At 72.7% G+C, this 19845-nt stretch carries 15 protein-coding genes and 1 pseudogene; 9 read left to right on the top strand and 7 right to left on the bottom strand.

What is annotated here, in order from left to right:
- Positions 1–69: 69 nt before the first annotated feature.
- On the bottom strand, positions 70–492 hold the full coding sequence (locus ACFRU2_RS02105; RefSeq protein WP_382966658.1) for a DUF350 domain-containing protein: 423 nt from the start codon (positions 490–492) through the stop codon (positions 70–72).
- A 114-nt stretch (positions 493–606) separates the two neighbouring features.
- Here ACFRU2_RS02105 and ACFRU2_RS02100 point away from each other — a divergent pair.
- Positions 607–1032, top strand: a pseudogene (locus ACFRU2_RS02100) (GNAT family N-acetyltransferase); the annotation flags it as partial.
- 1442 nt (positions 1033–2474) lie between these two features.
- Here ACFRU2_RS02100 and ACFRU2_RS02095 read toward each other — a convergent pair.
- Positions 2475–4622: an AMP-binding protein gene (locus tag ACFRU2_RS02095; RefSeq protein ID WP_382966657.1), complete on the bottom strand. Its 2148-nt coding sequence runs from the start codon at positions 4620–4622 to the stop codon at positions 2475–2477.
- A gap of 136 nt (positions 4623–4758) precedes the next feature.
- Here ACFRU2_RS02095 and ACFRU2_RS02090 point away from each other — a divergent pair, with 136 nt between their 5' ends.
- The 5 genes from ACFRU2_RS02090 (at position 4759) to ACFRU2_RS02070 (ending at position 10547) form a co-directional block, all read left to right on the top strand.
- Positions 4759–5142 (top strand): VOC family protein, encoded by a 384-nt coding sequence (locus tag ACFRU2_RS02090; RefSeq protein WP_382966656.1) that lies wholly within the window; start codon positions 4759–4761, stop codon positions 5140–5142.
- An 88-nt stretch (positions 5143–5230) separates the two neighbouring features.
- Complete coding sequence (locus tag ACFRU2_RS02085; protein ID WP_382966655.1) at positions 5231–6922, top strand: hypothetical protein; 1692 nt, start codon at positions 5231–5233, stop codon at positions 6920–6922.
- A 104-nt stretch (positions 6923–7026) separates the two neighbouring features.
- The gene (locus ACFRU2_RS02080) at positions 7027–8955 is read left to right on the top strand and encodes an ABC transporter ATP-binding protein (protein WP_382966654.1); all 1929 of its coding nucleotides are present in this window, start codon (positions 7027–7029) and stop codon (positions 8953–8955) included.
- A gap of 64 nt (positions 8956–9019) precedes the next feature.
- Complete coding sequence (locus ACFRU2_RS02075; RefSeq protein WP_267040513.1) at positions 9020–9400, top strand: VOC family protein; 381 nt, start codon at positions 9020–9022, stop codon at positions 9398–9400.
- 121 nt (positions 9401–9521) lie between these two features.
- Positions 9522–10547 (top strand): phytase, encoded by a 1026-nt coding sequence (locus tag ACFRU2_RS02070; protein ID WP_382966653.1) that lies wholly within the window; start codon positions 9522–9524, stop codon positions 10545–10547.
- Between the two features lie 26 nt (positions 10548–10573).
- Here the strand turns inward: ACFRU2_RS02070 and ACFRU2_RS02065 are convergent, their stop codons facing one another.
- The 3 genes from ACFRU2_RS02065 to ACFRU2_RS02055 form a co-directional block, all read right to left on the bottom strand.
- Complete coding sequence (locus ACFRU2_RS02065; protein ID WP_382966652.1) at positions 10574–12751, bottom strand: ATP-binding protein; 2178 nt, start codon at positions 12749–12751, stop codon at positions 10574–10576.
- Between the two features lie 76 nt (positions 12752–12827).
- Entirely contained in the window at positions 12828–14189 is a 1362-nt protein-coding gene (locus ACFRU2_RS02060; RefSeq protein WP_382966651.1) for a hypothetical protein, read from the bottom strand.
- Positions 14190–14411: 222 nt separating this feature from the next.
- The gene (locus tag ACFRU2_RS02055) at positions 14412–15188 is read right to left on the bottom strand and encodes an NAD(P)H-dependent oxidoreductase (protein ID WP_382966650.1); all 777 of its coding nucleotides are present in this window, start codon (positions 15186–15188) and stop codon (positions 14412–14414) included.
- 137 nt (positions 15189–15325) lie between these two features.
- Here ACFRU2_RS02055 and ACFRU2_RS02050 point away from each other — a divergent pair, with 137 nt between their 5' ends.
- Positions 15326–16201 carry a helix-turn-helix transcriptional regulator gene (locus ACFRU2_RS02050; RefSeq protein WP_382966649.1) on the top strand — a complete coding sequence of 292 codons (876 nt, stop codon included), beginning with the start codon at positions 15326–15328 and terminating at the stop codon, positions 16199–16201.
- A 162-nt stretch (positions 16202–16363) separates the two neighbouring features.
- Positions 16364–17062 carry a hypothetical protein gene (locus ACFRU2_RS02045; RefSeq protein WP_382966648.1) on the top strand — a complete coding sequence of 233 codons (699 nt, stop codon included), beginning with the start codon at positions 16364–16366 and terminating at the stop codon, positions 17060–17062.
- Between the two features lie 132 nt (positions 17063–17194).
- On the opposite strand, the gene ACFRU2_RS02040 is transcribed toward ACFRU2_RS02045, so the two are convergent.
- Both ACFRU2_RS02040 and ACFRU2_RS02035 read right to left on the bottom strand, forming a co-directional pair.
- Positions 17195–18340: an SMI1/KNR4 family protein gene (locus ACFRU2_RS02040; protein WP_382966647.1), complete on the bottom strand. Its 1146-nt coding sequence runs from the start codon at positions 18338–18340 to the stop codon at positions 17195–17197.
- A 93-nt stretch (positions 18341–18433) separates the two neighbouring features.
- Positions 18434–19171 carry a FadR/GntR family transcriptional regulator gene (locus ACFRU2_RS02035; RefSeq protein WP_382966646.1) on the bottom strand — a complete coding sequence of 246 codons (738 nt, stop codon included), beginning with the start codon at positions 19169–19171 and terminating at the stop codon, positions 18434–18436.
- Between the two features lie 151 nt (positions 19172–19322).
- On the opposite strand from ACFRU2_RS02035, the gene ACFRU2_RS02030 reads away from it, so the two are divergent.
- On the top strand, positions 19323–19838 hold the full coding sequence (locus ACFRU2_RS02030; protein ID WP_382966645.1) for a gluconokinase: 516 nt from the start codon (positions 19323–19325) through the stop codon (positions 19836–19838).
- Positions 19839–19845: the final 7 nt, after the last annotated feature.

The raw sequence follows: 19845 nt of genomic DNA, 5'->3' as shown, positions 1-19845 counted from the left end.
CGAGAGCGCCGCTCCCCGAAGGGAGCGGCGCTCTCGTGCGATCTCGGTGTGTGTGGGCGTCGGCAAGCCTCAGGCGATGGATGCGGCGACGATCGCGGCGACCGCGAGGTTGCAGGAGGCCGTCACCCACACCGCGGGGTGCGGCTCGGGGTCGACCACGATGGCGCCGAGCTTGCCCGGGGTCACCAGGTCCAGCACCAGGAAGGCCACGGCCATCAGGACCAGGCCGAGGAGGCCGAACGCGGCCGTGGAGAGCAGGCCCTTGCCGAAGTTGTCGTACGTGGTCCAGATCGAGGTGAAGACGATGCCGCCGATGCCGAGCAGCGCCGAGGACAGCAGCACGGAGGCGTTGCGGTTGCGCTCTTCCCAGATCTGCTTCGGCAGCTTGCCGGGGGTCAGCACGTCCACCAGGACGATGCCGAGGATGAGCAGCACCAGGCCGACGCCGCCGAATGCGGTGGTGCGGCCAAGTCCGTTGATGATGTCGCTCATTGGGAAGCCGTCTCCGGGGTGGGGTAGGTGGGGTAGGAAGTACGTCGCGTGCCTGTCGTCGCGGTGGCCGAATCTATCGCACGGCATGGCACCCGACCATGGGGAGGTCAGGAAATGGCGGAGCTCAGGGCCGCGCGGGCCGGGGAGGCCGGGGAGCTGACGAGGCTGGTCATGCGGTCCAAGGCCCACTGGGGGTACGGGGCGCAGTTCCTCGCCGCGTGCGCCCCGGAGTTGCGGATCGGGGCCGGGGACGAGGTGCGGCGGCGGATCGTGGTCGCCGAGGGCCCGGCCGGGGCGGCCGGCTCCCGGTCCGGCGACGGCCCGGCGGTCGTGCTCGGGCTCGCCTCCCTGGAAGGGGAGCCGCCGATCGGGCGGCTGGGTCTGCTCTTCGTCGAACCGGCCGCCATCGGCGGGGGTGTGGGGCGCCTGCTGTACCGGGACGTGCTGCGGCGCGCGGCCGGACTCGGCTTCCGCCGGCTCCTGATCGACGCCGATCCGCACGCCGCCGGCTTCTACCGGGCGATGGGGGCGGTGGCTGCGAGCCCTGAATCGCATGCGGAATCGGAAGCGGAATGGGGATCGGAAGCGGGATCGGAAGCGGGGCCGGGAGCTGATCCGGACGCCACCGGCCGGCTGGTGCGGTTCGAGGTGGCGCCCGTGCCGCTGGCCGGCTGGGCGCGGGCCTGGACGGGCGGCGGGGCGGCCGTGCACGTGGGCAACGTCGCCGAGTACAACGCACAGTTCGCGGACGCCTCCCTGGACCGGGAGCAGCGGGCCGCCCACCACTACGCCTGCCTGGCCGCCTTCTACAGTCCGCTGCCGGCCGCGCTGGTGCTGCCGCGCCCGGTGCCGCCGGGCTGGATCTCCCTGCTCGGGCGCCAACTGGACTGGCCCGCCGGTATGGAGGTGTACGACGGGCTCGCCGAGCGGGATCCGGGCCTGTCGCAGGCCGTACGGGCCCGGCCGGCGCTGGCCGCGCGGCTGACCGGGACCGGGGCGCCCCTCGTACCGTGGGGCCTGACCGCCCCCTTCGCGCGGCTGGCGCGGCGGCCCTGGGGGCCGGACGTGCTGCGGTACGAGTCGAAGTCTGCGGCGCACGGACTGTTCGGGCGGATCCTCGCGGAGGGCGGGCACCCCGCGATCACGCTGCCCGCGCAATGGCGGGCGGCCACCCGGTGGGCCGCGGTGCGGCTGCTGGCGTCCCGGACCAGGGCGGGCGAGAGCACCGTTCTCAAATCGGAGCACGGCGTCGGCGGCTCGGGCACCACGGTGCTGACCCCCGAGCGGGTCCGTGCCGCGGGCGGGGCCCGGGCGGTGGTCCGGGCGCTGCCGCGCGGGCCGCTGCTGGTGGAGGAGTACGTACGCGGTCCGGCGGATCCGGCCGAGCCGCGCGACCTCACGTACGACGGGTTCGTGGACGCGGGGGGCCGGGTCCACGAGGTCGGCGGGGCGGTGATGGACGTGGCGGACGGCGGGTACCGCGGAGCCACGGTGGGGCCGGGGGTGGTCCCCGGATGGGCGGAGGAACCCCTGCTGGCCTTCGGCCGGGCGGTGGGCACGGAGCTGTCGGCGGCGGGCTACCGGGGCTGGTTCGACGTGGACTTCGTCGCCGACGGTGCGGGTCGGCTCGCCCCGACGGAGACGAACCTGCGCCTGACCGGGCCGTCCGTCGCCTTCGTGGTGGCGGCCCGGCTCGACGAACTGCGGGGCGCGGGGCACTTCGTACGGATCGCCGACCGGGTGGAGCTGGGAGCCCGGCTGCCGGAGGCGGCCTTCGGCGAACTGTGCGAGCGGCTGTCCAGCCGGTGCGCCGCGATGGGCGCGGTGTTCCTCCCCGCCATCCCCACCGGAGCCTTCGAACCGGCGCCCTGGATGGGCGCCCTGGTGGCCGCGACCGGCAGGGAACTGCTGGACGCGGCCGAGCGTGTGGTGCGGGCGGAAGCGCTGTCGGTCGGGGCGATGTTCGAGCAGGCCGACGGGGCTCAGCCGGCCGGATCGACGGTCCGGGCCCCGTCCCGGTCCGATGCCGACGCCTGCGCCGGAACCGATGCCGATGCCGATGCCGATGCCGCTACCGCCGCCGGGTCCCGGTCCTCGTCGAAGACGCTGAGCGGCGGACGGGAGACGTAGACCGCCACGATCCCGGCGCAGATCATCAGCGGGATGTTGAAGGCGTAGACGAGCGCGGCCTGTTGGGGCCAGTCCTGCTTGGCCGCGAGCCGGTAGAAGTTGTCCTGCGGCCACCAGGCGGCCAGCAGGTAGACGATCGCCAGATGGGCGGCTGCGGTGATGCGGGGGCCGCGGCGCCCGTGGCGGCGCATCCGGGACCGGCCGGCGAACAGGAACCACACACCGGCCGCGAACGCCCAGCATTCGCACATGTAGAGGAGGAAGAAGAGCGTCGCGTACGGGTTCGGAACGCCGACGAGGTTCGTGGAACCGGGCCAGAAGATCATGGTCAGGATCATGGTGAATCCCGCCACCATGACCAGCCCGACCGCGATGAAGAAGATGAGGCCGGCCCATCCGGCGATATTGGGCCCCGAGTCCCCTCCGGCGTACTTGCCGCCGTACTTGCTCCCGCCCCCGCTGTGCTCGCCCCCGGTCCGTCCCGGCGGCAGCGGGAGCGCGCCGCGCTGCTCGCGGCCGGCCCTGTCCCGGGGGATCCTGCGCAGCCGGAACACGGCGCCCGGCATCATGGCCCCCGGGAGCCTGCCCGCCAGGTGGCGCCGGAGCTCCCCGCTGTCGGGGAGGTCGGAGCCCGGGGGCCAGGTGTCGTTCTCCGCGGCCGGGGCGAGGAAGGCGACGAGCACCGGCCGCGCGTTGACGCCCGTACCGGCGCCCTTGACCTCGGCCAGGAGTGCGGAGCCGACCGCTTCGTGGCTGCGGATCGCGGCCTCGACGGGATGCGGGTCGAGGGCCTTGCCGTCCACCGTGAGCCGGTCGCGGATCCGGCCGCGGAACGCCAGCAGTCCGTCGGGGCGCAGCACTCCGAGGTCCCCGGTCGGGATCGGTTCGCCGCCACCGGGCACGGTGAGGTGGATCTCCCCGTCCCGTACGTCCAGTCGGCAGCCGGGGAAGGCGGTTCCGATGAGCGAGAGTTCCTCGGCCCCGTCCAAGGGGGCCGCGAGCTGCGGGAGTTCGAAGCGGGCGCCGATGCCGGCCGCTTCGGTGGGTCCGTAGACGTTGAGCAGCCGGGCGCCGGGCCGCAGCCGGGCGAGCAGGGCGGCCTGCTCGTCGAGGTAGAGGCGGTCGCCGGCGACCGTGACCATGCGCAGGGACCGCAGCCCCTCGTCGGGGCGGTGCAAGGTCCGCGACAGGGAGGCCTCCCCGTCCCGCAGGAGGAGCTGGGTGGCGGCGCCCGGGTCGGTGTGCAGGACGGTGACCCGCTCGGCGTCGACGGCGCGGCGCAGCGACTCCGGGGTCCAGCGCGGGCCTTCGGGCAGGACGAGGGCGCCGCCCTCGCACAGGGCCCGCGTCCATCCCGCGGCGAAGCCGGTGAGGTCCGGGGCGGCGGTGATCAGGTGCCGGTCCTCGGGTACCGGCCCCGCAACGCGGGCCCACCCTTCGTGGGCGGCGAGGAACCGTTCGTGGGAGAGCGGGACGGCCCGCCGGTCCGTACCCCCGGTGAACAGCACGGCGGCCGTGTCCCCCCGCGGTGCCCGGTCCGGCGTGTCGGTGGACAGCCCGGCGGTGGCGACCGCGTGCTGCCCGCCGGTGCGGATCACCCGCAGGTCCCCGCCGTCGTCGAGGCGGGCCTGGTCCGCGGCGTCGGCGAGCAGCGCGAAGGGGCGGGCTGCGGCGAGCTGGCGCTGCCCGGTGCGCGGGTTCTCGACGTCGATGACGGTGTAGGCGGCGCCGGCCTTGAGGATGCCGAGGAGGAGGACGACGAGCTCGGCCCGCGGGGCGGAGCACACGGCGACGACGGCCCGTTCGGGCAGCCCGCAGTCGAGCAGGTGGCGGGCCGACTGGTTGGCGCGTGCGTCGAGTTGTCCGTAGGTGAGGCTCTCGGCGCCCGCGGCCACGGCCGGGGCTCCCGGGGTGTCGCGGGCCCAGCGTTCGAAGCGGGAGAGAACGGTGTCGCCGGTGTGTCGGCCGGAGTGCGTGAAGGGCTCTGATCCCTGCGTCATGGGCCGATTCTGGCACCGGGCACCGACACGGACGAGGGCTGCGAAAATCCCTCGTACGAGCGACGGTTGATCCACTATCGTCCTGCGCTGGTGCCAACTGGTACCGGTGGACAGGTTTCGAATGGTCGGAGGCCACATGGCCAAGGAAATCCAGGTCGCGTACGACTGCGCCGATCCGGGCGCGCAGGCGGAGTTCTGGGCCCAGGCGCTGGGCTACCGCGTCCAGCCGACGGGGGGCTCCGCCGACTGGGCGGCCATCTCGGATCCGGACGGCAAGGGACCGCGGCTGTACTTCCAGAGGGTCCCGGAGGCCAGGACGGAGGCGAAGAACCGCCTGCACCTGGACGTGCGCTCGGCACCCGGCTTGAAGGGGGACGAGCGCATGGCCGTACTGGAGGTGGAGGCCGCCAGGCTGGAGAAGCTGGGCGCGAAGCGGCTGTACCGCCTGGAGTCCGACGAGGAGAACGAAGGGATCATCGTGATGAACGATCCCGAGGACAACATCTTCTGCCTCGACTGACGGGGACCGGCGGAACGACCCGCACCTGCGAGCAGGTAATCTGATCATGACCTTTTGCAATGGTGAACAGTTCAGATTTGGGGGGCCGGTGTTCCGTCACCGTGTCATGATCTCCGCCGCCGTCGTCGCGGCGACCGTCGGCTTCGTACCCGTCACCGCCCAGGCCGCGCCGTCGGCCGGCGCTGCTTCCGCGAAGCCGACGCCTACGCCCGCGCCGGCCGCGAAGGGCCCGTCGGACGGGATCGCCGCCGCGAAGGAAGCGGCCGGGAAGGCCGCCGCGCAGGAGATAGCGGCGAAGACCGCGGCCGCGAAGGCCCGCGCCTCGTCCGCGTCCGGCCCGGCGGCGCGCGCCCAGGAAAACCCGTACTTCGACGTGTCCATGGGCGCGTCCACCAGGGGTGCGCTCTCCGCAGGGCTGGCCACCGGCGTCAGCACGGACCTGCCGTACGGCGTCGTCCGCTACGACATCGACTGGGGCGACGGCATCGTCGCCACGGAGTTCGGCCTGGTCGCCGACCTCGTGTACGCCGATCACACCTACGCCCACGCCGGTGCCCACACGATCACGATCAAGGCGACGGGCCCGGGCGGCGAGACCGCCGTCACCACCAAGGAGATGGTGGTGGAGGGCTCCGAGTTCACCCCGCACGCCCCCACCCGACTGCTGGACACCCGTGACGGGACCGGTACCGGGACCCCCGGCGGCCGCCCCGTCGGAGCCAACGGCACGACCCGCGTGAAGATCGCCGGCAGCGGTTCCATCCCGGCCGGGGTGACCGCCGTGGCCCTCAACATCACGGTGACCAACGCCGCGACGGCCGGGCACGTCATCGCGTACGCCTCCGGCACGAAGCGGCCGGAGACCTCGAACGTCAACTTCGTGAAGGGCCAGACCGTACCGAACCTGGCGATCGTGCCGGTCGGCGAGGACGGGTACGTGGAGCTGGCCAACCGCAGCCTGGGCTCGGTGGACCTGATCGCCGACGTGACGGGCTACTTCAGCCGGACCGCCGCCGACGGCTTCACCTCCGTGGAGCCGACCCGGCTCGTCGACACCCGCCAGGGGCTGGGTGCGTCCACGGTCGCGCCCGGTCCCCAGAAGACCTTCGGCGTCCAGGTCACCGGAGCGGCCGGGCTGCCGGCCACCGGCGTGACGGCCGTGTCCCTCAACGTCACCGTGGTCAACCCGGACCAGGCCGGCCACCTCACCGTCTTCCCGGGCGGCGGGCAGGCTCCGTCCACCTCCAGCGTGAACTTCACCGCCGGGCAGACCGTCGCCAACGCCGTGATCGTCCCGGTCGGACCGGACGGCAGGATCAGCATCCGCCACGCCTCCTTCGGCTACTCCGGCGTGATCGTGGACGTCACCGGCTACTACGGCGCCGACGGCAAGGCCGCCTACCTGCCGGGGAAGCCCGAGCGCCTGGAGGACACCCGGACCTACGGCTGGCCCCTCAAAGCCCTGGACTACCACGAAGAGATCCGGTGGATCGAGAGCGGGCTCGAAGCCCTCGTCCTGAACACCACGGTGACCAACACGGGGAGCGCCGGTCACCTCACGGTGGCCCCCGACCCGAACACCAAGGACGACTACCTCAACGGCACGGCGAAGCGCCCCACCCCGCCGAACACCTCCGTCCTGAACTGGACGAAGGCCACGACCGTCGCGAACCTGGTCCAGGCGGGCACCGGCAACAACGACATCGTCGACTTCTGGAACCGCGGCTGGGAGCCGACCGACCTGATCATCGACCTGTTCGGCTCGTACTACAGGAAGTGACGCGCACGACAGTTCGCGTACGGGACCTCCTCCTCCGGCGGCGCAGGGACCCGCTCCCTGCGCCCCTTGACCTCAAGTTTGGTTGAGGTCATACGGTTCGGCTCATGGATATGGAAGTCACCGCCTGGACCTCGCTCCACAGCGCGATCAACGCCCAGCAGGACCGGCGGCCGCTCTCGCGGGCCGGGCTGCGCCGGATCGCCGCCTTCGCCCGCCCGCACCGGCGCGGGCTGACGTTCTTCCTGCTGCTCAGCGTGGTGACCGCGCTGCTCGCGGTCGCCACCCCGGTGCTCGCGAGCCGCGTGGTCACCGCGATCGTCGAAGGACGCGAAGGCGGTACGGTCACCCGCCTCGCCCTGCTCATCGCGCTGATCGCGGTCGCGGAGGCGGGCCTGGGGCTGGTCCTGCGCCGGCTGTCGTCCACCCTCGGTGAGGGGCTGATCCTGGATCTGCGGACGGCGGTCTTCGACCACGTGCAGCGGATGCCGGTGGCGTTCTTCACCCGGACCCGCACCGGGGCGCTGGTCAGCCGGCTCAACAACGACGTGATCGGTGCGCAGCGGGCGTTCAGCAACACCCTGTCGGGGGTGGTGTCCAACACCGTGACGCTGCTGCTGACGCTGACCGTGATGCTGGGGATCTCCTGGCAGATCACCTTGCTGGCCCTCGTGCTCCTGCCGGTGTTCGTGCTGCCCGCCCGCCGGATGGGCGTGCGGATGGCGGCCCTGCAGCGGGAGGCTTCGGCGCTCAACGCCTCGATGGGCACGCAGATGACCGAGCGCTTCTCGGCGCCGGGCGCCACGCTCGTCAAACTGTTCGGACGGCCCGACGAGGAGTCGGCCGAGTTCGCGGCGCGCGCCGCCCGGGTGCGTGACATCGGGATCCGGACGGCGATGGCCCAGTCGGCCTTCATCACCGCCCTCACCCTGGTCTCCGCGCTGGCCCTGGCGCTCGTGTACGGGCTCGGCGGCCACTACGCACTGGCCGGCACCCTGGACGCGGGCTCGGTGGTCGCCCTCGCCCTGCTCCTGACCCGGCTGTACGCGCCGCTGACCGCGCTCGCCGGGGCGCGGGTGGAGGTGATGAGCGCGATGGTCAGCTTCGAGCGGGTCTTCGAGATCCTCGACCTGAAGCCGCTGATCTCCGAGAAGCCGGACGCCCGCCGGGTGCCCGAGGGGCCGGTGGCGGTCGAGTTCGACAAGGTCTCCTTCGGCTACCCCTCCCCCGACAAGGTGTCCCTCGCCTCCCTGGAGGAGGTCGCGACCCTCGACGCGCGGGGCGGCACCGAGGTGCTGCACGAGGTGTCCTTCCGCGCCGAGCCCGGGCAGATGATCGCCCTGGTCGGCTCCTCGGGCGCCGGCAAGTCGACGATCGCGCAGCTGCTGCCCCGGCTGTACGACACGGACGAGGGCGCGGTCCGCGTCGGCGGGATCGACGTACGGGACCTCACCGCGGACTCCCTGCGCGCGACGCTGGGCATGGTCACGCAGGACGGCCACCTCTTCCACGAGTCGGTACGGGCCAACCTGCTGCTGGCCCGCCCGGAGGCGGGCGAGGACGAGATCTGGGAGGCCCTGCGCCGGTCCCGTCTCGACGGGCTCGTGGCCTCGCTGCCGGACGGGCTGGACACGGTCGTCGGCGAGCGCGGCTACCGGCTCTCGGGCGGGGAGCGCCAGCGGCTGACCATCGCCCGGCTGCTGCTGGCCGGCCAGCGGGTGGTGATCCTGGACGAGGCCACCGCCCATCTGGACTCCACCTCGGAGGCGGCCGTCCAGGAGGCCCTGGCCGAGGCCCTGTCGGGCCGGACCGCCGTGGTGATCGCGCACCGGCTGTCGACGGTGCAGGCGGCCGACCTGATCCTGGTGGTGGAGGACGGCCGGATCGTGGAACGCGGCACCCACGCCGAGCTGCTGGCGGTGGGCGGACGGTACGAGGAGCTGTACCGCACCCAGTTCGCGGCGGCCGGCCCGGACGGGGACACGCCGGCGGCGCAGGCCGTCCCGGGCGGCGCGGCGGCGGTCTCCGGCGGATGATGGCCAACGGGGCGGCCGAACCCGGCCCCCGGAAGCACGGAGACACCGGAGTCAGGAGAAGCCGATGGACATCAAGCTGGAACTGGTCGCCGTACCGGTCACCGACATCGACCGGGCCAAGGCCTTCTACGAACGCATCGGCTTCCACGCCGACCACGACATCACGGTCAGCGAGGAGATCCGCTTCGTCCAGCTGACCCCGCCCGGCTCGGCCTGTTCGATCGCCATCGGCAAGGGCCTGACCCGGATGACACCGGGTTCACTGGACAACATGCAGGTCGTGGTCGCGGACATCGAGGAGGCCTTCGCCGACCTCAAGGGCCGGGGCATCGAGGTGACGGAGATCGAAGACATGCCCTGGGGCTCCTTCGTCTACTTCTCCGACCCCGACGGCAACGGCTGGGCGGTCCAGCAGACCACCCCGCGCACGGCCTCGACGGGCTGAGGGGGACGGCTGCGTGGACGGTCCGGGGTTCGCCGCCCCCGGTTCAGGTGCCGTTCACGCCGGGCTTCCCCGGCCTGCCTAGCCTCCCTCTGTCCTCCCCCCTCAACCTGAAGGGAATCCGGTGTCCTTCACCGTCTCCGCCCGTCGAGCAGTGCTCCCCGCCGCCGTCCTGGCCGCCCTGGCCATCCCGGCCGCGCCCGCGCAGGCGGCCTCCTTCTCCGTCACCGCGACGGTGGAGACCGCCCCCGTCTCGCACGGCGGCGACGCCGCCGACGACCCGGCGATCTGGGTCCACCCCACGGATCCCGCCAAGTCCGTCGTCGTGGGCACCGACAAGAAGGGCGCGCTGGAGGTCTACGACATGACCGGTGCCCGGATCCAGCGGATCAGCGGCGACTACGGCAACAACGTCGACCTGCGCGGCAACATCGTCGTCACCGCCGACGACGAGGCCGCAGGCGGCAACGGCGCGATGCACGTCTACCGCATCGACCCCGCGACCCGGCAGCTCAAGCGGCTGAAGGACGTGCCCACCGAGGTCACCGCCCACGGCATCTGCCTCTACACCTCCCCGGCCTCCGGGAAGCTGTACGCCTTCCCCAACTCCACCTCCGGGCGCGTCGAGCAGTGGGAGCTCGCGGTCAGCGGCGACTCGGTGACCGCGACCTCCGTGCGCCTGTGGGACGCGGGCTCCGCCGTCGAGGGCTGCTACGCCGACGACACCACCGGCAAGCTCTACCTCGGCGAGGAGGACGTCGGCGTCTGGATCTACGGCGCCGAGCCCACCGCCGGAACCACCCGCACGAAGCTCGACTCCACCGGCTCCGCCGGCCACATCACCGCCGACACCGAGGGCATCACCGCGGCCGGCAACCGGATCTACGTCTCCTCCCAGGGCAGCAACGACTTCACGGTCTACGACCGCACCACCCACGCCTACCTGGGCCGCTTCTCCGTCGTGGGCGGCACCGCGGCCGACGACTGCGAGGACACCGACGGCATCGACGCCTCGGCGGCCAACCTCGGCCCGGCCTTCCCGCAGGGCGTCTTCATCTGCCAGGACGGCTCCAACGGCGCCCCGGGCACGAGCGGCAACCAGAACTTCAAGCTCGTCCCGCTCCAGCGCATCACGGCGAACTTCGCCTGAACCCGCGACCCCGCAAGGGGCCGGGCTCAACTCTCGTACGGACGGGGCCGGGTGCGCAGGACATGGCCGTGCCGCAGGCCCTCGCGGAAGGCCGCCTCGTACGCCTGGTCGCCGAGCGCTCCGCGCGCCGTGCGCTCGAACTCCTCGCGCACGGAGGCCAGTTCGGGAGTGCCGCGCTGCGGGTGGCCGACGGCCTGCCAGTAGGCGTGGCCGGTGCCGTACGCGCGCGCCGCGCCGGCCCCGTCTCCGGTCGCCGCGCGGGCCGCGGCGAGCAGGTCGAGGCCCAGGGCCGTCCCGAAGCTGTCGCCCAGCTCGCGCTTGCTCTCCAGCATGGCGCGGGCGTGGACGGCGGACTCGGCGGGGCGGCCCTCGAAGAGGCAGATCAGGGCCAGTTGGTAGTCGGCGTAGGCGCGGGTCCAGTGTTCGCCCCGCTCGGTGCAGCCGGCGCGCAGCAGTTCCGCCTCGTCCCGGGCGTCGGTGAACAGGCCCGTGCCGGTGAGCGCGAAGACCCGTACGAGGTGGCAGCGGATCCGGGGCCCCGAGTCGAAGGGCGCGCCGGGAAAGGCCTCCAGGGCGTTGTCGGAGACGATCCGCGCCGCCAGCGGCCGCCCGGCCAGCAGGTGGCTCAGGCCCAGCAGGTACGCGGCGTCCAGCGCCGGGCCCGCATCCCCCTCCGGCCCCTCGTCGAGCCCCGCGGCCAGCGCCTCGCAGCCGACGGCGATCCGGTGGGCCTGCTCCTGTTCGCCCTGGAGCAGCAGGGTCACCCCGAGGGCCCACAGGGCGCGCACCCGGATCCGCGGGGCCACCTCCTCGGGCCGCGCGGCGGCCAGCGCCCGCTCCAGATAGCCGCGCGCGGCGTGCAGGTGGCCGCAGCAGGCCCAGTAGAAGCCGGCCCGGGCGGCCAGGTCCAGGGCCCGCTCCGGGGCGGTGGCCAGGTAGTGGTCGAGGGCCGCGCACAGGTCTCCGTGCACCGCCTCGACGCGCCGGTACCCGATCCGCTGGGCGGGACCGAGCCAGTCCCGCTCGGCGGCGCGCACGAGCTCGGTGAAGTACGCGGCGTGGGCCTCCCGCAGCGCCTCGCGCTCCCCCGCCCCGTCGCGCCACATGGCCCCGTACTCCCGGATCGTGTCCAGCATCCGGTACGAGCCGTCCGCGCCCCGGCGTACGACGGACTTGGCGACCAGGGCGTCGAGCAGCGGGGGGACGTCCGTCTCCGTGAGCGGGTCTGCGGAGCAGACCGCGCGTGCGGCCGCCAGATCGAAGGCTCCGCCGAACACGGACAGCCGGAGCCAGAGCAGCCGTTCGCGCGGTGCGCACCACTCGTGGCTCCAGCCGATGGCGGTGCGCAGCGCGCGGTGGCGCGGCGGCCGAACGGGGGCGGGGCCGAATGCGTGGCCGGGTGCGGGGCGGGGTGCGGACAGCGGGCCGATCCTGCGGGCCAGCCGTACGGCCAGCTCCTCGATGGTGTGGTCGGTCAACTGCGCGGCGGCCAGTTCCAGCGCGAGGGGGATCCCTTCGAGACGGGCGCACACGGAGCGGGCGGCCGCGAGCCGGGCCTCGGTCCAGGGCGGCGCCTGCCCGGGGGCGGCAGCGGCGGCCCGCCGGGTGAACAGGGCGAGGGCCTCCTCGGCGCCGAACGGGTCGATGGCATGCGGCAACGGGCCGATGTCCAGGACCCGTTCCTCCGCGAGCCCGAGCGGCTGCCTGCTGGTGACGAGCAGGACGAGGTGCGGGGCCGCGTCGAGCAGCTCCCGTACGAGGCTCCGTACGGCGGTCACCAGGTGCTCGCAGCAGTCCAGTACGAGGAGCAGCCGGCGCCCGCCGATCCATTGCCGCACCGCTGCGGCCGGGGTGCGCGCGGTGTGGTCGGCGAGGTCCAGCGCGTCGGCCACGGTGGCCACCAGCAGCCGCCCGTCGGGCAGCGGGGAGAGATCGGCCCAGTGGACCCCGTCGGGGAAGGGGCCGGAGGGGGCGTCGGCGTTGGCGTCGGCGGGCTCCGTCGCGCCGGTGCCTTCGGCCGTACCTGATGCCCCCGCGAGGCCGGCCGCGCGGCGGGCCAGGCGGGTCTTGCCGACGCCGCCCGGCCCGGTCAGGGTGATCAGCCGATCCTCACGCAAAGCCCGTTCGAGCAGGGCCAGTTCACCGGTCCGCCCCACGAAGGAGGCGGAGCCCGCGGCCTCGTACCCGTCGCCATGTCCCAGCACCCGCCCAGTGTGGCGCACGGGACGGGTGCCTGAAGGCGGTCACTCCGGGACGGTCACTCCGGGACGGGGTCCCGGATCAGGGCGCCGGAGGCGGGGGCGGGACCGTTCCGGGCTGTGGATGCACGGGCGCCCAGGGTGCGTCGCAGGTGACGGCACGCCCGTTGGTCCCGCAGTGGGTGTGGTAAAGCGTGCCCGTCTTGGTGATGGCCTTGACCTTCACGTCGTTGCCGTTGATGGCCAGGGCCACCGTGCAGACGTCGGCGGGGTAGCCGGTGACCGGTGCCACGGTGAGGTCGGTCCAGCTGAAGTCGCCCCACTGGCCCGCCATATCGCGGGTGCGGCGGCCGAGGTAGGTCTTGCCGTCCTTGAGGACGAGCGCGAACTCCTCGGAGTTGTTGGGCATCTGGTTGTCCACCGAGGCGCAGGGCCCGAACGGGCCGGGCACCCCCTGCGGCCCCGCCGGGCCCAGTGGGCCGAGCGGCCCGGTGGCTCCGGTCGGGCCCGGGGCGCCCTGCCGCCCGGGCGGTCCCGCGAACCCCTGCGGGCCCGCGGTGCCGGGAAGCCCGGGCAGCCCCTGCGTGCCCGCCGGCCCGGCCGGACCCGCGGGCCCCTGCTGCCCTTGCGGCCCGGCCGCCCCGACGTCTCCGTTCCGCCCGACGTCCCCCTTGGGGCCCGGATCCCCCTTCCGCCCGACGGCCCCCCGGTCCCCCTTGGGCCCGGCGACCCCCTTCTCACCCTGCTCCCCGCGGGCCCCCGGCAGCCCGGCATCACCCTTGGGTCCGGCGGGCCCCTTCTCGCCCTGCTCTCCGCGGGCCCCCGGCAGCCCCGCATCACCCTTGGGCCCGGCGTTCCCCTTCTCGCCCTGCTCTCCGCGGGCCCCCGGCAGCCCCGCATCACCCTTGGGCCCGGCGTTCCCCTTCTCGCCCGGTTCCCCCTTGAGCCCGGGAGGCCCGGCATCGCCCTTGGCGCCCGTGTTCCCCTTCCCGCCCGGCTCGCCCCTGGGACCCGGCGGGCCCGCATCGCCCTTGGGTCCGGAGCCGCCCTTCTCGCCCTTCGCACCCTTCGGCCCCCGTGGACCTTGCGCCCCGGCCGGAGCCGGGCAGGGGTGCCCGCCCTCGGGGACCGCCTCGGCGCGCTGCCGCGCACAGTTGGCGTCGGGCCCGCCGGGGCCCGCCCCCGGGGCACCGACGGCCCGCAGCGACTGCGGAGCGTTCACCGCACCCTCCGCCGGGGCCGCGCCACCACCCGAAGGCGGCGCACCACCCTCGACGGCCGACACCACACCACCGCCGGGGGCCAGCGCACCACCGCCGGAGGCCACCACATCACCGCCGGAGGCCACCGCCGGGACCGTGAATCCGCCCAGTGCCACGGCCATCGGCAGTACCAGGCCGCCGGCCAGCCGGGCCCTTCGTCCGGTTCTTGCTGTGGAAGACATGCGAGTACCCCTTCGCCGCACGGAAATGGTCGTCTGCTCCGGCCGAAGCGAGGGGGAGCATCTCCCGGAAGGGGGTCCGACGAAGATCAAAAACGCTCATGCCGCCGCAGCGTCAACGAGTTGGTCCAACGACACGCGGTACCCGTACGCCGGACGGCGGGGGCACCCGTACCGCCACCCCGGCCGGCCGGGCCTGCCCGTCCGGTCCCCCGCGGCCGGCGGTCACCGCACGTGCAGCCCGAAGCCCCCGCGCCCCACGGGCTCCAGCCCCTCCTTCAGCTGCAGCGAGGGGATCTCGTAATCGCCGAAGTTCTGCCGCCGGAAGGCGATGGGCTCGGTCGACTCGAGGGTGAGCAGGCGTTCCACCCATGCCTTGGCCACGTCCGCGTAGTCCTCGCCGCTCATCCGGTCGGTGCCGTACAGCACGAACGGCGGCAGCGGCTCGATGCCGGGGTAGTAGAGGATCCCGTGGTGGATGGGGAACAGCAGGTCGTCGATGGGGCCGTTGATCCCGCGCGCCGCGTAGTGCGACTCCGGGCCGCCGGCGGTCACCGACAGCAGGGCCCTGCGGCCCGCGAGGGTGCCTTGGCCGAAGCGCTCCCCGTACTTGGTGTCACTGTGCTCGCCGACTCCGTACGCGAAGCGGTAGGTGAACACCCGGTCCACCCAGCCCTTGAGGATCGCGGGCATCGAGTACCACCACAGCGGGAACTGGAAGATGATCGTGTCGGCCCACAGCAGGTTCTCCTGCTCGGCGAGCACGTCCCGGGTGAGCGCCCCGGCATCGAAGGCCCTGCCCGAGTCCAGGGCGACCTTCAGCGGGCTCGATGCGTGCGGGCCGTAGTCCTCGGCGTCCACGACCGCCTTCCAGTTCATGGCGTAGAGATCGCTCACCCGCACCTCGTGCCCGGCGCCCTCCAAGGTGGACACCGCCAGGTCCTTCAGCGAGCTGTTGAGCGACTTCGGCTCGGGGTGGGCGTGGACGATCAGCGTCTTCACGGGAACTCCTCGGGATCGGATGCCTTGATCCTGGGCTCCGCGGCGCCCGCTGTTCAGGGGCGCGCCTTCCGTCGGACCGGACTTCCTGGTACCGGCAGGGCCACCCTCGCGGACGCCGCCGCGGCCATACTGGGCCCATGGACGATCTTGCGGGCTTCCTGCGGACCCGGCGCGCACGGGTCGACCCGGCGGCCGTCGGCATACCCACCGACAGCCGCCGCCGGGTCGAAGGCCTGCGCCGCGAAGAGGTCGCTCACCTGTCGGGTGTCAGCGTCGACTACTACGTGCGCCTGGAGCAGGGCCGCGCGACCCAGCCCTCCGAGCAGGTCCTCGACGCGCTCGCCCGCGTCCTCGGCCTCGACGAGACCGAGCGGGAGCACCTCTACCGGCTCGCGCGGCAGCGCCGCCGCCGGGCGAAGGCGCCGGGCGGGAGGATCCGCCCGGAGGTGCTGCGCGTCCTCGACCTCGTCGCCGGCGCACCCGCGCTGATCATGGACCACCGCCTGAACGTGCTCGCCGGGAACGGCCTCGCCGGGCTCCTCTTCGGCCGTCCGGTGCCGGGCTTGAACATCGCCCGGCACCTCTTCCTGGAGGAAGGCGAGCACGGCCTCTACGCGGAGTGGGAGCACTGCACCCTCGACGTGGTCGGGCACCTGCGGCTGGCCGCCGGCCAGTACCCCGAGGACCCCGGCCTGGCCTCGCTGATCGGCGAACTGGCCATGGGCAGCGAGCGCTTCCGCCGGCTGTGGGCCCGCGCGGACGTGCGGGCCCGCACCCACGGACGCAAGGCGTACCGGCACCCGCTGGTCGGGCTGCTGGAACTGCACCAGGAGAACTTCGCGCTGCCGGGCGAATCGGGCATGGAGCTGCTGGTGCTGTCCGCGGCCCCCGGCAGCCCCGCCGAGGACGGACTGCGCCTGCTCGCGGGCCTGGGAGCGGACGGCCCCGTCGGCACGGACGGCGCGGTCGGCTCCGGCGCGCATCCCCCGGCGAACGCCCGGGTGCGCGACTAGGCCGTCCCTTTCCGATCGTCTGGGCAGGGCGGCCAGGCGCTCGGCGGCGAGGAGATCGACTTGGATGCCGTCGGCCCAGGTGGGCGAAGAGCGTCATCAACTCGACCGTGTTCCGGGTGTCAGAGCGAAAGCCGCGCGGAACAGGCCAGTAGCTTCTGCCCCATGAACAAAAAGGACACGACCTTCGTCGACAAGGCTCTCGAGGACAAGGCCTTCGCAGACCGGCTCATGGGCGACAAGGCTCTCGCCGACGAGCTCATCGCCGCACTCATCGCCGATGAATCCCTCAGTGACCAGGACTTTGCCCAACTCGTGATGACCCTCTGGGACAAGAGGGGAACCTTTCACGAGGGCATGATGGGTCTGACGGACAGAGCGACCCGCAACAAGGACCTCGCCGATTTCATGCAACTCGTCTTGGACCTCCAGGTATCGACCGTGCCTTGGCCGAAGCCCGCCGCAGAGGACATCCTCAGCCCCACCAGCGGGGTGTATGTCTTCACCGATCGGAACTGCCAGGGCAAGCACGCAGGGTTTGGCGGCGGCCGGCACGACATGGCCGACGTCGCGAGGCAGATCGGCAACGATGCGATCTCCAGCCTCTCCATCGCCAAGGGGTGGGGCATCACCCTCTTCACGGCTGCGGGATTCTCCGGCGACAAGACGACCATTGCCCCTCGGCGCGACGGAGTCGGAGGGGATCGGTACAACCTGACCGACGGGTTCGACAACGCAGTCTCCTCCTTCATCATCACCGGCGTCCCCAGGGACCCCTCCCGCAAGAACCAGGTCACGTCCACGTACCACGGCTCAGCCACCGGATACACCCCAGCGGAGGGGCAGAAGGGCTACTCCGACTAGGAGGTTTCCTTCGGCGCCCGCCTTCACTGAGCTTCTTCAGGTTGGCCACCGATCGGGTGACGGCCGTGAAGCACCGGCGCCACGGAGTGAACGTGCACATGAAGCGCTCACGCGGAACCGAAACCCCTGGGGTCAGTCCTGATCTTGGCTGTACTGGGCCGCGTACCAACTGGAGTCGATGGCGGGGTTGCGCAGCGCCCCCCAGAATCGGTCGTCAGGTATCAGTGGCAGGGGCTGATTGCCCAGGTCCGCATGGAGATCCGCACGCCAGTCGAGAGTGAAGTGACTCCGGATCTCCGCGCTCTCGCACACGGACCTGTACGGGGACCCCCAGATCCCGAGGGCTATCTTCTCCGCGGCCCACCTGCGCGTGTGGTCTCGGCCGGTGTCGGCCTGTGCGAGCACCGCGCGGAGTCGCAGGGCGAGCGGGCCGGTCTGGCCAGGCTGCGGCAGTGCCGCACCGCACTCCCACGCGTCCAGGGCTGTCTTGACCTCCGGGTAGTCGTTCAGACCCGTTTCGACCGCCAGTCTGCGCAGCTGCTTCCGCGCGGCGTCGACCACCTGCTCATACGGCAGGACTGCGATCAACGCACCGAGTTCCTCATGCCCGTCCAGGCGGCTCACATGGAGGAGGTCGGTGGGACCGTAGGACAGGTCCAGCTCCGGCAGCTGCTCATCCGGTGCGGGAAGGGGCTCGTCGGCACCGTACTGCGGCCTGGCAGGCGGACGCGCCTCCCAGAACAGCCGGCCGTTGAAGGTGACGACACCGGCGTCCTGGCCGCGCTCAAGCGTGCCGGCCAGTTCGGCCAGATACTCACCCAGCGAGTCGGCCTGCCCGAAACTGGTGCCCGTCTCGTCGAAGAACCGTCCGATCGCACCGAAGGAGTTCCGCCCGGTACGGCAATCCATCAGAAGACCGTCCGACGTCACGTCGTAAGAACCGAACTTCACGTAATCGTGAAGCCAGTAGCCCTCGGTCTCCCCGTCGAGGCCCTGGTCGATGCCCCGCATGAACCCGGTGTCCCCGAGGATTCCGCTCACTCCGAGCAGCCGGTCGCCCGTGCTGAAGCGGAAGGCCTCAGGTCCCTCCAGCGCCCCGTTGTGCCGGAGGAGTGAAGCGACCAGGTCCGGAGGAAAGGTGACCCCCAGTTCCTGTTGCGCCGCTGCGATCTCCTCGCCGCCTGCAGGCGGCCGGAGCGTGGCGAACGTGCGGGGCGCGTGCTCGCGCAGCCACGCGTCTATGCGAGTCCATGAGTCCTGGACCAGGTCTGATGTCATGGGGCCGACCTTAGAACCAGCGGCTGACAACAGCTTGATCGTCGCTCACCGGCCTTGCCGCCGGGTCGCCACCATCCGGACCGGACCGGCACCCTACGGTGCGAGCACGTCCAGTTCCTCCAGCGCGCCGACCGCGATCTGGCGCGTCAGCGCCTCCGCGGCGGCCGCGTCCCCCTCCCGTACGGCCTCGGCCACCCGCACGTGCAGGGTGACGGCCGCCGGGTCGGGGTCGTGGAACATCACCGCGTGCCGGGTGCGCCCGGTCAGGACCTCGGCGACGACATCGCCGAGCCGCGCGAACATCTCGTTGCCGGAGGCGTTGAGCACGATCCGGTGGAAGTCGATGTCGTGGCGGAGGTACCCGTCGAGCTGGTGGCCGCGTGAGGTGCGGACCATGCCCAGGGCCGCCTCGGTGAGATCGGCGCACTGCTCCGGGGTGGCGCGGACCGCCGCGAGTCCGGCCGCGACCGGTTCGATGGCCGAGCGCAGCACGGTGAGGGAGCGCAGCTGCCGCGGGCGGTCCGCGCCGGCGAGGCGCCAGCGGATGACGCGCGGGTCGTAGACGTTCCACTCCTCGGTGGGGCGGACGGTGACGCCGACCCGGCGGCGGGACTCGACCAGCTGCATCGATTCCAGGACGCGGACCACCTCGCGGACCACGGTCCGCGAGGCCCCGAAGCGTTCGGCGATCTCGTCGGTGCGCAGCACGCTGCCGGGTGGGTGCTCCCCCGCCGTGATCGCCAGGCCGAGCGTGTCCAGTACGTGGGAGTGGAGCCCTTGGCCGCCCGGCCCGCCCGGTCCGTCCGGTCCGCCCGGCCCTTCAGTGGTCATGGCGTAAGCGTACGGTGACGCCCAGAGGGACAAAAGATGTGATGTTTTACCGAGCAACCCTTGAATAAGTACTACGTAATGCGTTTCAGTGGTGCCCAGGCCTTCCGGGCCGATGTCAACGAGGACAAGAACAACGAGAACGAGGTGCGCGATGACGCGCGTCATTGTGGTGATGGGCGTGGCCGGGACGGGAAAGACGACCGTGGGCCGACTGCTCGCCGACGCGCTCGCCCTCCCCTATGCGGAGGGCGACGCCTTCCACCCGGCGGCCAACGTCGCCAAGATGTCCGCCGGCATCCCCCTGGACGACGCGGACCGCCGTCCCTGGCTGGACTCGATCGGCGAGTGGATGCGCAACCGGGCCGGTGCCGGCGGCGGGGTCGTCTCCGCCTCTTCCCTCAAGCGGGCCTACCGGGACCGGCTCCGGGCCGTCGCCCCGGACACCGTCTTCGTCCACCTCACCGGCGACCGGCCGCTGATCGAGGAGCGCATGGCCGCGCGCAAGGGGCATTTCATGCCCACCACGCTGCTGGATTCGCAGTTCGCCGCCCTGGAGCCGCTCCAAGGCGACGAACTGGGCGTTCTCGTCGACGTGTCGGGGGCCCCGGAGGAGATCACCGCGCGGGCCCTGGCCGCCCTGCACCGCCTCCCGGCCCCGGCCGCGTAACCACACG

Source organism: Streptomyces sp. NPDC056883, from assembly GCF_042788835.1.
Classification (GTDB): Bacteria; Actinomycetota; Actinomycetes; order Streptomycetales; family Streptomycetaceae; genus Streptomyces; species Streptomyces stoeckheimensis.
This window is presented reverse-complemented; position numbering and strand designations above follow the sequence as displayed.